Origin of the sequence: Actinophytocola sp., assembly GCF_036378875.1 — a bacterium.
Taxonomy (GTDB): domain Bacteria; phylum Actinomycetota; class Actinomycetes; order Mycobacteriales; family Pseudonocardiaceae; genus Actinophytocola.
Genome location: NZ_DASUVO010000021.1, coordinates 14,008 through 27,656, shown reverse-complemented (window position 1 = coordinate 27,656; position 13,649 = coordinate 14,008). Strand labels below are relative to the sequence as shown.

At 68.8% G+C, this 13,649-nt stretch carries 14 protein-coding genes; 7 read left to right on the top strand and 7 right to left on the bottom strand.

Annotated features, from left to right (window positions below; translation table 11 throughout):
* The first annotated feature begins 19 nt into the window (after positions 1-19).
* The 3 genes from VF106_RS05865 to VF106_RS05855 are packed head-to-tail and all read left to right on the top strand — an operon-like array spanning position 20 to position 2,779.
* Positions 20-1,471 (top strand): LCP family glycopolymer transferase, encoded by a 1,452-nt coding sequence (locus VF106_RS05865; RefSeq protein ID WP_330838528.1) that lies wholly within the window; start codon positions 20-22, stop codon positions 1,469-1,471.
* A gap of 10 nt (positions 1,472-1,481) precedes the next feature.
* A complete protein-coding gene (locus tag VF106_RS05860) occupies positions 1,482-2,168 on the top strand; it encodes a TIGR03089 family protein (RefSeq protein ID WP_330838527.1) in 687 nt (228 codons plus the stop codon).
* Positions 2,169-2,215: 47 nt separating this feature from the next.
* Complete coding sequence (locus VF106_RS05855) at positions 2,216-2,779, top strand: DUF2716 domain-containing protein (protein ID WP_330838526.1); 564 nt, start codon at positions 2,216-2,218, stop codon at positions 2,777-2,779.
* 112 nt (positions 2,780-2,891) lie between these two features.
* Here the strand turns inward: VF106_RS05855 and VF106_RS05850 are convergent, their stop codons facing one another.
* Positions 2,892-3,014, bottom strand: coding sequence for a hypothetical protein (locus tag VF106_RS05850; RefSeq protein ID WP_330838525.1), 123 nt, complete (start codon positions 3,012-3,014; stop codon positions 2,892-2,894).
* A gap of 30 nt (positions 3,015-3,044) precedes the next feature.
* Positions 3,045-3,398 carry a putative immunity protein gene (locus VF106_RS05845; protein WP_330838524.1) on the bottom strand — a complete coding sequence of 118 codons (354 nt, stop codon included), beginning with the start codon at positions 3,396-3,398 and terminating at the stop codon, positions 3,045-3,047.
* Between the two features lie 337 nt (positions 3,399-3,735).
* On the opposite strand from VF106_RS05845, the gene VF106_RS05840 reads away from it, so the two are divergent.
* The gene (locus VF106_RS05840) at positions 3,736-4,377 is read left to right on the top strand and encodes a hypothetical protein (RefSeq protein WP_330838523.1); all 642 of its coding nucleotides are present in this window, start codon (positions 3,736-3,738) and stop codon (positions 4,375-4,377) included.
* Between the two features lie 166 nt (positions 4,378-4,543).
* Here the strand turns inward: VF106_RS05840 and VF106_RS05835 are convergent, their stop codons facing one another.
* The 5 genes from VF106_RS05835 to VF106_RS05815 all read right to left on the bottom strand — a co-directional run bounded on the left by VF106_RS05835 (position 4,544) and on the right by VF106_RS05815 (position 9,697).
* On the bottom strand, positions 4,544-5,689 hold the full coding sequence (locus VF106_RS05835; protein WP_330838522.1) for an acyl-CoA dehydrogenase family protein: 1,146 nt from the start codon (positions 5,687-5,689) through the stop codon (positions 4,544-4,546).
* Between the two features lie 39 nt (positions 5,690-5,728).
* A complete protein-coding gene (purE, locus tag VF106_RS05830; protein ID WP_330838521.1) occupies positions 5,729-6,262 on the bottom strand; it encodes a 5-(carboxyamino)imidazole ribonucleotide mutase in 534 nt (177 codons plus the stop codon).
* On the bottom strand, positions 6,252-7,442 hold the full coding sequence (locus VF106_RS05825) for a 5-(carboxyamino)imidazole ribonucleotide synthase (protein ID WP_330838520.1): 1,191 nt from the start codon (positions 7,440-7,442) through the stop codon (positions 6,252-6,254). The genes purE and VF106_RS05825 overlap by 11 nt, the downstream gene beginning before the upstream one ends.
* Positions 7,443-7,452: 10 nt before the next feature.
* The gene (locus tag VF106_RS05820) at positions 7,453-8,721 is read right to left on the bottom strand and encodes a glycosyltransferase 87 family protein (protein WP_414638876.1); all 1,269 of its coding nucleotides are present in this window, start codon (positions 8,719-8,721) and stop codon (positions 7,453-7,455) included.
* Between the two features lie 211 nt (positions 8,722-8,932).
* Positions 8,933-9,697, bottom strand: coding sequence for a GGDEF domain-containing protein (locus tag VF106_RS05815; RefSeq protein ID WP_330838518.1), 765 nt, complete (start codon positions 9,695-9,697; stop codon positions 8,933-8,935).
* Between the two features lie 293 nt (positions 9,698-9,990).
* Between VF106_RS05815 and VF106_RS05810 the strand changes: the two genes are divergently transcribed.
* The 3 genes from VF106_RS05810 (at position 9,991) to VF106_RS05800 (ending at position 13,427) form a co-directional block, all read left to right on the top strand.
* A complete protein-coding gene (locus VF106_RS05810) occupies positions 9,991-12,219 on the top strand; it encodes a sigma-70 family RNA polymerase sigma factor (RefSeq protein WP_330838517.1) in 2,229 nt (742 codons plus the stop codon).
* A 62-nt stretch (positions 12,220-12,281) separates the two neighbouring features.
* Entirely contained in the window at positions 12,282-12,842 is a 561-nt protein-coding gene (locus VF106_RS05805) for a GtrA family protein (protein ID WP_330838516.1), read from the top strand.
* A gap of 36 nt (positions 12,843-12,878) precedes the next feature.
* Complete coding sequence (locus VF106_RS05800) at positions 12,879-13,427, top strand: GtrA family protein (protein WP_330838515.1); 549 nt, start codon at positions 12,879-12,881, stop codon at positions 13,425-13,427.
* Positions 13,428-13,649 lie beyond the last annotated feature (222 nt).

Sequence of the window (13,649 nt, the reverse complement as noted above, 5' to 3'; positions counted from 1 at the left end):
CGACTGGGGGAGGTGACCGGTGGCCGACGAGCGCGCGGAAGAGCACGGCGAGGACACGACAGCGGACGCGGTGGAGCCGCCGGCCGGGGATGCGGCGGACACGTGTGATGCCACCGAGGATCCCGCCGCCGAAGACACCGTGGACACATCCGTTGCCGCGCAGGACCCCGCGGGCACATCCAGCACCGCCGAAGACACCGCATCCCGCGACGCCGACGACCCCGCCGACACGCCCAGTGACGCCGAAGACACCGCGAGCGCGTCCCGCGACGCCGAGAGCTCCGATGCCGCCGAGGACACCGAACCGGCTCCGGTTCGGCGGCGGCGGACGTCCAAGCTGTTGGTGGTCGCGCGGGTGGTAGCCGGGTTGGTGTCCGTGGCGGCACTCGCCGCCATGTCGTTCGTGTACCTGCGGGTCGACGAGCTGGACCAGAGCAAGAACACCACGGACGCGGTCGACGAGGCGCAGACCGTGCCGAACGCCCCGGAAGCCCCGGCCGACGACGACGGCGCCAACGACATCCTCGTCGCGGGCAACGACAGCCGCACGGACATGCAGGGCCGCCCGCTGTCCGCGAAGATCCTGCGCCTCCTGCGCACCGAGGCGACGGAGACGACGAACACCGACACGCTGATCCTGCTGCGCATCCCGCACGACGGCACCAAACCGTCGGCGATCTCGATCCCGAGGGACACCTCGGTGTTCGTGGCGGAGCGCAACCGCGAGGAGAAGGTCAACGGTGTGTACGGCATCACCAAGGACGCGGTGATGCGGCGCATGTCCGGTGAACCCGACCGCGCCAGGGTGCAGCGCGAATCCGACGACGCCGGCCGGGCGTCGCTGATCCAGGCCGTGCAGGGGCTGACCGGCGTGCGGGTCGACCACTACGTCGAGGTGAGCCTGTACGGGTTCTACCTGCTGACGGAGGCCATCGACGGCGTCGACGTGTGCCTGAACCACGCGACGAGCGACCCGGACTCGGGTGCGTTGTTCCCCAAGGGCCCGCAGATCGTGCGTGCCGGCGACGCGGTGGCGTTCGTGCGGCAGCGGAAGAACCTGCCACGGGGCGACCTCGACCGGATCGTTCGACAGCAGGTGTTCCTGTCGTCGGCGATGCAGAAGGTGCTCTCCGGTGACCTGCTGACCAACAACGCGAAGCTGAACGCGTTGGAGGATGCGGTGTCCAAGACGGTCATCATGGACGCCGGCCTGCACTTCCTGGACCTGGTCAACCTGGCGCAGACGATGGCGTCGGGCAACGTCTCGTTCGTGACGATCCCGGTGGAGGCCGTGGGCGCCCGCAACGACCGGCAGCAGAGCATCATCATCGTGGACGTGCCGAAGGTGCAGGCGTTCGTGAAGAGCCTGCTCACGACCACACCGCAGCCGGTAGGCCTTGGCGCGCCGGGTGACTACGGCACGGCCCCGGCAGCGGCCGTCGCCCAGCCGTCGATCCCGTGCGTGGACTAGCGTCTGCGGCGTGAGCCTCACGGAAAAGCTGCTGCAGGGCGCGCCGGCCCAACCACTGATCACGCACTACGACGACGCGGCGGGCACCCGCGTCGAACTGTCCGTGGCGACAATGCGCAACTGGGCGGCGAAGACGGCGAACTGGTTGGTGGACGAACTGGACGTCACGCCAGGCGACCGGGTCGCCGTGCTGCTGCCAGCACACTGGCAGACAGCGGCCGTGCTGCTGGGCGCGTGGTGGTGCGGCGCGGAGGTCGTGACGTCCGGCCCGGCCATGGTCGCCTTCGTCGCCCCGTCCGGTTCGGCTCCCGACGCCGAGGTCACCGCGGTGGCCTCACTGGACCCGATGGGCCGAGACCTCCGAGGCAACGTCCCCGCAGGCGCCCTCGACTACATTGGCGACGCCCGCCTCTTCGGCGACGACTACCTGGCACTGACCCCGGTCCCCGGCGACACCCCGTGCCACGCGGGGTCCACTGTGGACGAGGTACTGACCGCGGCGGCGCGTCGCGCGGCGGAACTGGGCTATACGCCGAAGTCCCGCGTACTGTCCACTTTGTCCTGGCCGGCGGGCGTGATGGACGGTCTCATCACGGTCCTGTCAGCCGGCGCGAGCCTCGTCCAGGTGACGAACGCCGACCCGGCGAAACTCGACAAGCACCAGGAAACCGAACGCACCACGGACGTACTCATGTAGCGGGAAACCAACTCGACCCGGCGGCCCGGGTTGGAGAAGATCTCGACATGACGTTCGAACTGGTGCCAGGCTGGCAGCGCCTCGACAAGGACGAAAGCGACCAGATCTGGCGCGCCTTCGACGAGCGCTTTCTGTTCCGCCCCAGCACGAGAGCCAAAGGGAGGCCGGCGATCGTCGAGCCTGTCCCGTCACTGACGTGGGACCTGGCGATCAGCAGACACGACCTCGAGGAGCGTGTACAGGCAGGAGTGGAGCGCTTCGCGGCCAACGAGGACGACGTCAACAGGCTGGTCATCGGAGCACTCCGGGACTGCCTGCCCGAGGACGGCTGGGTGTATGTCCTGGACTGGCAGCATCCCACGTACCGGTGCTGGCCGCACAGGTTCGACCCCTACGTGCGCAGGGAAGTCTGGCCGACAGGCGCCTTCCCAGACGGCGACTACTACAGCTTCGTCAGCCCGGACCTGAGCTTCGGCACGTTCGGGCACCCCTGGGAGACCACACTGTGCGTGTGGGGCGTTGACCTGATCGAGGCCGTGGAGACCCGAAACAGGGACGTCCTGAAACAACTCCACCGCCGCGACGGCCACCCGGTCGATCGCCCACGTTGATGAGCTTCGCGGTGCACGCACGGAAAGTGCGAACCTCAGGCACCGCATCGCCATCGCGGCGGGTCAGCCCTTCAGCCGGACCTCGCCATCACCGTGCGCCCGTGGCTCGGACTCAGTGACGTAGGTCAGCGTCCAGCATGCGGATCAGCTCCCCTACCCGTCCGCCGCCTGCCGGGGCCGCCGGATGGCGTTCGAGCACGTCGACGACGGCTGGTGTCGCACGACGCAGTGCCATCCCGACATGCTCGCACCGACTGTCCGATCGTCACCGGCGACGAGTTCTGCCGCTCGGGCGCTCAGGCACCCGCACCGAGAATGTGTTTGACCTGGGTGGCCTTGGCCAGCGGATGCAGTAGGCGGCGCTCGCCGCGGCCATCGCCGCCTCGCACGCCGCGGCGGTTTCCGCGGCCTTGGCTGCCCTGAGCGCCGCCCAGGCCGTGTCGCGCAGGACCTTCCCACGCTCCCCACCTCGAGCGAACTCCCACGCGGCACCAACCGCGTCCCGCGGCCGCGAGTCGTCCGGCTGGTCGGCCTCGAATATCGCCAGCACCACCTCCGCGCACCCCGCGGCAAACGCGGTGACCTCACGAAGATCCTGCTTGCTCAGCACAACACTCATGCGTCTTGATCGTGTCGCTGAAAAACCGTTGGGACTTCGACAGCGCTGGCCTGGGGCCTGCGCGGCGAAGTCTCAAACCGTCGCGGGCTAGCCCTTCAGCAGGGCGCGGGCCATGAAAGCTGGCACCCACTTGGGGCATGCGGATCCCGGGTTCACGCTGCGCGTCTATACACACCTCGTTCGTCCAGCCACCAGCGGGCAAGGCTGGCGATCGACACTGTGTTCGGCGAGCACAAAAACGGCAAGTTGACGACTAATCGAACGGTTGCTTGAGCAGCGTTGCAATAGGCACACCTTCTCGATTCATCGACTTTTGGACGATGCTAGCGTCGATACCATGAGCATAGACTTTGGGACAGTTCCAGCTTGGATAAGCTCTTTTGCCCTCCCGCTTGCAATCATCGTATTCATGCGTGACCGAGGCAGCAATGAACGGTCACAAGTGGATCTAATCGGCGCATGGACGGTTCCCTCGTACGAATTTCGCACGCCCGACGACTCTTCAAAAGAGTTCATGATCAAGGTCCAGGTATTCGTTAGAAACTCGTCGCAACTTCCCATAAACCTGACGCAGCTAGCCTGCGAGGTCAAGACCGTGTGGCTGGTCCCCGACTGGCAGCAGATTCCCTCTGGTCAGAAACCAGACATTTGGACCCCAACACCGGGTACGACTACGAGCAGTTTTTTCGTCTATGACATCGTCGTACCCCCCGGCGATACTCGCGAAATCAATGCGGAAATAGACGTCTCAAATCATGGCCCCAAAGACGCAAAGCAACTTACATTCCCGGACGGCGCACAAGGCCACATCCAATGGTTGCTAGTTCACGACAACGCCGGAAGGCGCTGGGAACTGCGCCCCAGCAAAGGACGTAGAGCAAGACGAATCCGCTGGCACAGCCGTCTCAAGGAATACCAAATTCCAACTTTCCGAAACGCTCCGCCCCGCTGGCTTCCATTCCGCGGGAGGGTCCGCTGAAAGCCAGCCTGATGATCTCCACCGACTGGCCCCTCCGCCCATACGGCGGTCGCGGGGTAAGAGCCTTGCTCGAATCGACGGCCGGACGACGTGATGACAGTAATGGCCTGGGGACGACCTGATCATGAAATCGATGCACGGCCGTCCCCAGGACAAGATCGTCGAGCTAGCCCTTCAGCAGGGCGCGGGCCATGACCATGCGCTGGATCTGGTTCGTGCCCTCGTAGATCTGGGTGATCTTGGCGTCGCGCATCATGCGTTCCACCGGGAAGTCCTTTGTGTACCCCGCGCCGCCGAACAGTTGGACGGCGTCCGTGGTGACCTCCATTGCGATGTCGGACGCGTAGGTCTTCGCCGCGGAGGCCATGAAGCTCGCGCGCTTGTCGCCGCGTTCGGTGGCCGCCGCCGAGGCGTACACCAGGTGGCGGGCGGCCTCGATCTTCATGCCCATGTCCGCCAGCATGAACTGCACGCCCTGGAAGTCGGCGACGCGCTGCCCGAACTGCTTGCGGTCCTTGACGTACGCCAGCGTCGCGTCCAACGCGCCCTGCGCGATACCCAGTGCCTGCGCGCCGATCGTGGGGCGGGTGTGGTCCAGTGTGCGCAGTGCGGTCTTCAGGCCCGTGCCCGGCTCACCGATGATACGGTCGGCCGGGATCTCGCAGTTCTCGAAGTAGATCTCGCGGGTCGGGCTGCCCTTGATGCCGAGCTTGCGCTCCTTCGGGCCCACCGAGAAACCCGGGTCGTCCTTGTGGACCACGAACGCCGAGATGCCGTTGGCCTTCTTCGCCGCGTTCGGATCGGTCACCGCCATCACCGTGTACCACGTCGACTCGCCCGCGTTGGTGATCCAGCACTTCGTGCCGTTCAGCACCCACGTGTCGCCCTCGAGCGCGGCCCGACAGCGCATCGACGCCGTGTCCGAGCCCGCCTCGCGTTCCGACAGCGCGTACGACGCCGACGCCTCGCCGGACGCGATGCTCGGCAGCACCAGCTGCTTCACCTCCGCGGAGCCCGACAGGATGATCGGCTGCGTGCCCAGCTTGTTGACCGCCGGGATCAGCGACGCCGACGCGTCGACGCGGGCCACCTCCTCGATGACGATGCACGCGGCGATCGCGTCCGCGCCCTGGCCGTCGTACTCCTCGGGGATGTGCACCGCGTTGAAGCCGGCCTTCGCCAGTGCCTCCTCGGCCTCGACCGGGTAGCGCTCGTGCTCGTCTACCTCCGCGGCGTACGGCGCGATCTCCTTCTCCGCGAGCCCGCGGACGGCCTCCCGCAGCGCCTCGTGCTCCTCGCCAAGCTCGTACACCGCAACTACCTCCCGAACAGCGGATCAACCACCCAAATGTTAGCGCTCGTTAGCGTCGTCGGGAGTGTTGAGTCCAGCACGCAGGTTGGCGTCCTTGTCCAGCACCAGCTGTTCGAGATCCGCCGCGAACGACGCGAGCCGGTCGCGGAGCTTCTCGTCGGCCACCGACAGCATGCGCACGGCCAGCAGGCCGGCGTTGCGGGCGCCGCCGACCGACACGGTCGCCACCGGGATGCCCGCCGGCATCTGCACGATCGACAGCAGCGAGTCAAGGCCGTCGAGGTACTTGAGCGGCACCGGGACGCCCACCACCGGCAACGTCGTGGCCGAGGCCACCATGCCGGGCAGGTGTGCCGCGCCGCCCGCGCCGGCGATGATCACTCGCAGGCCGCGGTCCGCGGCCGTGCGGGCGTAGTCGAGCATGCGCTGCGGCGTGCGATGCGCCGACACCACGCTGACCTCGTACGGCACCTCGAACTCGGACAGTGCCTCGGTCGCGGCCTTCATGACCGGCCAGTCCGAGTCACTTCCCATGATCACCCCGACGAGCGGCGTCACTGTGTCAGCTCCCATGAATGTCGTATCCGTCCAGCCACTCGGCGTGCGACAGCCAGTGCGCGGCGAGCTTCGCCCTCTCCCGCACGTCCGCCATCGTCGCGCCGAGCATGGTCACGTGGCCGATCTTGCGGCCGGGCCGTTCCTGCTTGCCGTAGTAGTGCACGTGCGCGTCGCGGTACCGGGCCAGCAGGTGGTGCAGCCGCTCGTCCGGGCTCATCGCCGGCGCCTCCGACGCGCCGAGCACGTTCGCCATGACGACGGCCGGTGCCATCACGTCGGTCGCGCCGAGCGGGTAGTCGAGCACGGCACGCAGGTGCTGCTCGAACTGTGACGTGCGTGCGCCCTCGATCGTCCAGTGGCCCGAGTTGTGCGGGCGCATGGCCAGCTCGTTGATCACCAGGCCGGTCTCCGTGTCGAACAGCTCGACCGCCAGCACACCGACCACGCCCAGCTCCGACGCGATCCGCAGCGCCAGCTCCTGCGCGACCCCGGCGTCCTCTTCGGACATGTCCGGCGCGGGCGCGAGGACCTCGACGCAGATGCCGTTGGACTGCACCGTCTCGACGACCGGCCACACGCCGCCCTGCCCGAACGGCGACCGCGCGACCAGCGCGGCCAGTTCCCGGCGCATCGCGACGCGTTCCTCGACGAGCAGCGGCGTGCCCCACTCGAGCAGGCGCGGCACCAGCTCGCTGGCACTGTCGGGCCCGTTGAGCAGCCAGACGCCGCGGCCGTCGTAGCCGCCGCGCGCGGCCTTGAGCACACACGGCCAGCCATGCTCCGAAGCGAACGCGGTCACGTCCGCCACGCTCTCGACCTGCGCGAACGGCGGCACGGGCAGGCCGAGCGAAGCGAGCTTGCGCCGCATCACCAGCTTGTCCTGGGCGTGCAGCAGCGCGTCGGGGCCGGGGCGGACGTGCACGCCCTGGTCGACGAGCCTCTGGAGGTGCTCGCCTGGCACGTGCTCGTGGTCGAACGTGAGCACGTCACAGCCCTTGGCGAACGCGGTGAGCGCGTCGAGGTCGGTGTGCGAGCCGAGCGTGATGTTCGGCGACACGAGCGCCGCCGGGTCATCCGGAGAGACGGCGAGCACGTGAAGAGACTGGCCGAGCGCGATCGCCGCCTGGTGGGTCATGCGTGCGAGCTGCCCACCGCCAACCATGCCGACTGTCGGCAAGCCGGTACGAGTGTCCACAGCGACGAACCTACCTACGCCGTGTCCTGGTCAGCACTAGGACGCCCGCCACCAGAGGCACCAGGAGGTAGATGTTGCCGAGCAGGACCTCCGGCGGTGTCCACTCCAGCTCGGGTTTCGAGCCGGGTGGGCGGTTCGGGTCGGACGTCCGCATGATCAGCAGCACGCAGCTCGCGAACACCAATACGACCGCCCAGACCCCCGACAGGGCCCGGACGCGCGCCCAGCCCGTCGGTAATCGGTCGGGCAGACGGGCCAACAGATAGACGAGCAGCGGCACGACCCATACCCAGTGGTGCGACCAGCTGACCGGGCTGAACAGGAGCCCGAAGAACGCGGTGACCAGCAGCGCCGGCAGCGGTTGCCCGGCCTGGTGGAAGCGACGCGCCAGGATGAACGCCGGCACCGCGAGCAGCGCGCCGATGCCGATCGCGATCTCGTTGGACCACGGGGAGAGGTCCGTCAAGCGCTGCACCATGCCGTTGAGGCCCTGGTTGCCGGCCCAGAACGTGGGGCCGGTGCGCTCGGGGTCGGTGACGGTCAGGAACTTGCGGACGTCGTGCGGGGCGATCACGAAGATCAGCAGCTGGAGCAGCGCGAACGTGACCACCGCGCGCACGGCGTCCATGCGGCGCCCGGTGAACCACAGGTGCGGCACGAAGACCAGCGGCGTCAGCTTGACGGCGGCGGCGACCCCGACGAGCACGCCGCCGAAGTAGCGGGATCGGCCGAGCACGAGCACGTCGACGACCACGAGCGCCATCAGGATCAGGTTGATCTGCCCGAGGACGAGCGTGCGCCAGACGGGTTCGAGCGCGCCGGCGAGGACCGTGACGACGATCGTGGTCGTGGCGGGCGCCATCCATGCCGGGCGCCGCGGGACGTTCTGGATGGCGACCCGGACGACCAGCGCGAGCGCGAGGACGGACAGCGCGCCGAGCACACCCCAGGAGATCTGCGTCGGGAAGAGCGCGAGCGGCACGAACATGAGCGCGCCGGTGGGCGGGTAGGTGAACGGCAGCCGCGCCCACGACGGCTCGGCGCTGAGGAACATCTTGTCGTAGAGGGGTTCCCCGGTGAGCAGTGCGACCGCCCCTGACCGGTAGACGGCGCTGTCGACGCCGAGCCGCCAGTCGATGACCCAGCTGACGATCCCGGCGACCAGCAGCCCGGCCGGCACGACGAAGAGCGCGCCGACCAACCGCGGTCGCGCGAAGAGCCGCCGCAGCGACTCACGAAGCCAGCTTTGCGCAGCGGCGGGAACAGCAGGGACGTCCACACGCACGCACAGAGCAAACCACGCCCCACCGACACCCCCACCACCGGCACAAACGCCGCGAGTCGCGCGTTCAGCCCCGGCGAGTTCAACGGCCTGGACTCGCGGGGGGTGTGGGGTTGGACACGCGGAAGGGTTGTCCTGTCCGAACGCGGGACTCGCGCGGTGTGTGCGGGATGGACGCGCGAATCAGGGCCGCGTTCGGACAGGAGTCTCAGGCCCTGCTGATCGAGTGCAGCAGGGTGCGGGCCTCCTCGTGGGTGGGCGGGAGGCGTTCCAGGCGGAGGACGGGGTCGCTGGACGGCGCCAGCTGGCGGTCGACCTTCAGGCGTTCGGTGATCAGCCAGCCGGCGCTCAGTGCGCGGTCGGCGAAGCCCGGGTCGCGTTCCGACAGGACCGCGGCCACGGACGGGCCCAGCAGCGCGAGGCTCTCGCCCCCGTCGAAGACCTCGCGCAGGGCGTCCGCGACCAGGACCATCGCCATGATCCGGGACCAGCCGGTCACCGCGGACAGGTCCAGCGTCACCACCAGCAAGGCGTGGGTGTTGGCCGCCGGCACGTCGAGCCGCGCGGCCTGCCGGTACACCTCGCCGAGCCGCGTGCGCAGGTACGCCTGCGTCGTCAGGTTGGTCAGGTTCTCCTTTGCCTCCGCACTACGTAGGTCCCCACAGGCCGCCTCGGCCCACCCGAGCGCCGCCGTCCGCACGAGCGGGGTCGGCGCGGCGTCCGGGTCCGTCGCGATCAGGCCGTCCTGCGCGTCGGTGGTCAGCACCGCGTGCAGGGCCGCCAGGTCGACGAGCGTCTCCTCCAGCCCGGCGCCCGCCTGCGCGCGTGCCCGCCCCAGGCCGGACAACGCGCTGGTCAGGTCACTTCGCCGGACCGCGGACAGGCACACCTCGTCCACCTCCGGCACGCCCCAGTCGCTGGGAAACCGCCACCCAGCCGCGATGCTCGCCGTTCGCCATCGCGACCGGAGCATCCGGAGCTCGTGACCAGTACCCTCCGCGTCGCCACGATGTGAGCGCGGATCAGCTTCACGTACCGTCACCGTCGTCTGTCCCTCCGGCCATTCGCATTCGGAGAGGAAACGCGGGCCTGTTGTAACCATGACGCCGTTGCGGCGAATTTCTTGTCGATGGGTTATCGCGTACGGCCATTCCGGTGACCGCGAATGCCAGCCCGCAGGGCATCCGTCACACTGGGCGCGGGAGTGCGTCTGATGGGGATCCGGGCAGCAAATGCCGAGGTCGACGCGCAAGTCGAGGGAGGACCGTGGCCACCGTTCCGGCCGAGGTTGATGGGCCAAGCGACGCCGAGCTGATCGAATCCGTGCGCAAGGGCACGGTGTCCGCATACGGGGGGCTTTACGAGCGCCATGTCGCGGCCGCCTACAACCTCGCCCGCCAACTCGCCCGCTCTCCCGCGGAGGCGGACGACCTCGTTTCCGAGGCCTTCTCCAAGGTTTTGGACACGCTCCGTGCTGGCCGCGGCCCGGACTCGGCGTTTCGCGCGTACCTGCTGACCGCCCTGCGCCACACCGCGTACGACAAGACCCGCCGCGACCGCCGGCTCGAGCTGTCCGACGACGTCACCACGGTCTCGGGCGTGCCGGTCGACGCCGTCAGCGAGGAGTTCGACGACACCGCGGTGGCCGGGTTGGAACGCAGCCTCGCCGCGCAAGCGTTTGCCCGTCTGCCGGAACGCTGGCAGGCCGTGCTCTGGCACACCGAGATCGAGGGCCAGTCACCGGGCGAGGTCGCCCCGATCCTCGGGCTGACACCCAACGGCGTGTCCGCACTCGCCTACCGCGCCCGCGAGGGCCTCCGCCAGGCATACCTGCAGGTGCACCTGGCCGAGACCCCGGAACGGAGCTGCCGCGCGGCCGCCGAGAAGCTCGGCGCGTGGACCCGCGACGGCCTGTCGAAGCGCGAGAAGGCCCAGGTCGAGGCGCACCTCGACACGTGCGAGCGGTGCCGCGCGCTGGCGGCCGAGCTGGCCGACGTCAACGGCGCCATGCGGACGTTCGTCGCTCCGGTGGTCCTGGGCGCCGGCACGCTCGGGTACTTAGCCGCCACCGGCACCGCCCATGTCACGGCGGCCGCGGCCGGCGGCGCGGCGGGGGCGGCCGGTGCGGCAACGGCCGGGCCCCGGCAGTTCGTCGGTGTCGCGGCGTCGACCGTGGTGCTGGCCGCCGCGATCATCCTGGCGATCTCCGCGGGTGGCGACCCGCAGGAGGTCCCGGTCGCCTCGCCGGCACCGACGCTGGAACAGCCGCCGCCCCCCACGGGTGTGCCGCCGCAACAACAGCAACCTCCGGTCCCCGCGACCCCACCACAACAGCCGCAACAACCGCAACAGCCACCCTCGGCGCCGCCGCCCACGCCCGCTCCGGCCGGGCAACCGGGCGCGCAGCAACCGGACGAGCCGCCGGCGGAGCAGCCCGGGCCGCCACGGCTGGGCGCGAGCGCTACCGCGGTCACACTGGTCGCGGGCGGAGGGCCGGTCGAGCTGCCGGTGACCGTCCGCAACACGGGCAGCACGACGTCCGAGCCGGTCACCGCGGTACTCAACCTGCCGGCTGGAGTGAGCGCGATCCCGTTCGACCGGTTCGCCGCGCCCCAACTGCTGTCGCTGAACGGCGTCAAGGCCGGCGCGGTCACCTGCCCCGGCGGGTCCGGCGCCGTGACCTGTTCGAGCACCGCGGGCCTGGCTCCCGGCGAACTGGTGACGTTGACGTTCCGGTTGGTCGCGGCGGAGACCGCCAAGGGCGGCCAGATCACCGGGGCCGTGTCGGCCGGAAGCGTCAGCGCCGGCTTCACCGCTCAGGTGAACGTGCGACCGGCGCCGGTCAGCGACGCGGTCACGCTGTCCGCGAAGGCCGACGCCTGGATGGGCGTCCTCGGGTTGTTCGCGCACTCGCTCGTGGAGGTGAACGTCACCAACTCGGGGACCAGCTCACGACCGGTGACCGTACAGATCGACCAGCGGGCCAAGATGCGCTCGTCGTCGCAGGACGTGGAGTGCTCGAAGGGGCAGACGACGACCTGCGCCACCACGGCGGAGCTCGCGCCGGGCGAGAAGCTCACGGTCACGCTGCGGATCGACCCCGGGCTGCGGGCGGAGTGGAAGTCCACTGAAGACCACCAGGCGACCGTGACGGTGACACTCGGCACGGCCACCGCCAGCCAGCAGGTGACGATCTGGAAGTGCCCATGGCCGCTGGACGTGACCCCGCCGACGCCACCGCCGGCCGCACCGCAGGACCCCGAACCGGTCAAGCCATCGACGCCACAGGCACCGCCGAGCAGCAGCACGCCAGCGCCAGCAGAACCGGCCGCCCCACCGTCGACGACAACGCCAACCACACCGACCACACCGGACGGACCCGGCAAGTCGGACGAAGCGCCCGGGCAGTCGAACCAGCCGTCGACACCACCGGCGAAGGACCCGGACGAGGACTCGGGTGTGCTGGAGGACCTGCTGGGCTGGCTGCTGGGCTGATCAGCCGTTCGGGCGACGGCTGATCACCGTACGGTCACACGGCGTGGATAGACTTCGCCGCCATGACCTTGCTCTACCGGGTGCTTGCGCGGCTGCCAAAGCCGTTGCGGGACAAGCTCGTCAAGCACAAGGAGCTGCTCAAGTTCGCGACTGTCGGCATTGTCTGTTTCGGGGTCACCAACGTCGTGAACTACGGGTTGAAGTTCACGATCCTCAACGACAATCCGGTTACCGCGCTGGCGATCGCGGTCATCATTGCCACGATCGTGTCGTACGTGCTCAACAGAGAGTGGTCCTTCCGCACCCGCGGTGGACGGGAACGGCCACATGAGGCGGCGCTGTTCTTCCTCATCAGTGGGCTTGGTGTGGTGCTGAACTCGGCGCCACTGTTCGTGTCACGCTACGTGTTCATGCTCGAGGTGCCACACGTCACCCTCCTGGTTCAGGAGGTGGCCGACTTCGGCAGCGGCATCATCTTCGGCACGCTGCTCGCGATGGTTTTCCGCTGGTGGGCGTTCCGCAAGTGGGTGTTCCCGCAGTCCGACGCACGTCCGCGCGTCGTCCGGGTCGGCCGGCGCGGCGCCCGGTTGGTCCGACTCGGCGAGGACGACGAGGCCGCGTAACCACGCCCGAGCGGTCGCGCTCCGTAGACTGCGCTGGTGACCGTCGTCGACGCGGTGCTTTCACGCGTGCCGGAACCCCTGCGAAAGCTGCTGCTCAAGCACCGCGAGCTGCTGAAGTTCGCCATCGTCGGCGGCACGACGTTCGTGATCGACAACGGCATCTGGTACCTGCTGAAGCTGTCGATCCTGGAGGAGAAGCCGGTCACCGCGAAGGTCATCGCGATCATCGTGGCCACGATCGTGTCGTACGTGCTCAACCGGGAGTGGTCCTTCCGAACCCGCGGCGGCCGGGAGCGACACCACGAGGCGGCACTGTTCTTCCTGTTCAGCGGGATCGGTGTGGCGCTGAACTCGTTACCGCTCTACATCTCGCGGTACTGGCTCAACCTGGAGGAGCCGCACGTGACGCGGCTCGTCCAGGAGGTGGCGGACTTCGCGAGCGGCTCGATCATCGGCATGCTCCTCGCGATGTTCTTCCGCTTCTGGGCGTTCCGGCGGTGGGTGTTCCCGGACGACCTGGGCGGTAAGCGCCGCGGCAGCGCACAGGCGGCGGACGACCCAGCAGAAGAACTGGGACACTCCTGAGCGAACGGCAGCGGCCCAATGCCCTGAAGGTGCCCGTCGGGACGTTGAGTGCAGCGCCCGGCGCGGCCGCTGGGTCCCGAATGACGCGTTCGGGGCACCGCCGATGTCTCGAAAGACGCGCTGATGACGTTCAACGACCCGACAGCGTCTTTCGAGACAGCGCCGGCGGCACAAACACGCCACTCGCAGCGCCGGGTCTCCCTGGCGATGCGACACCAACCT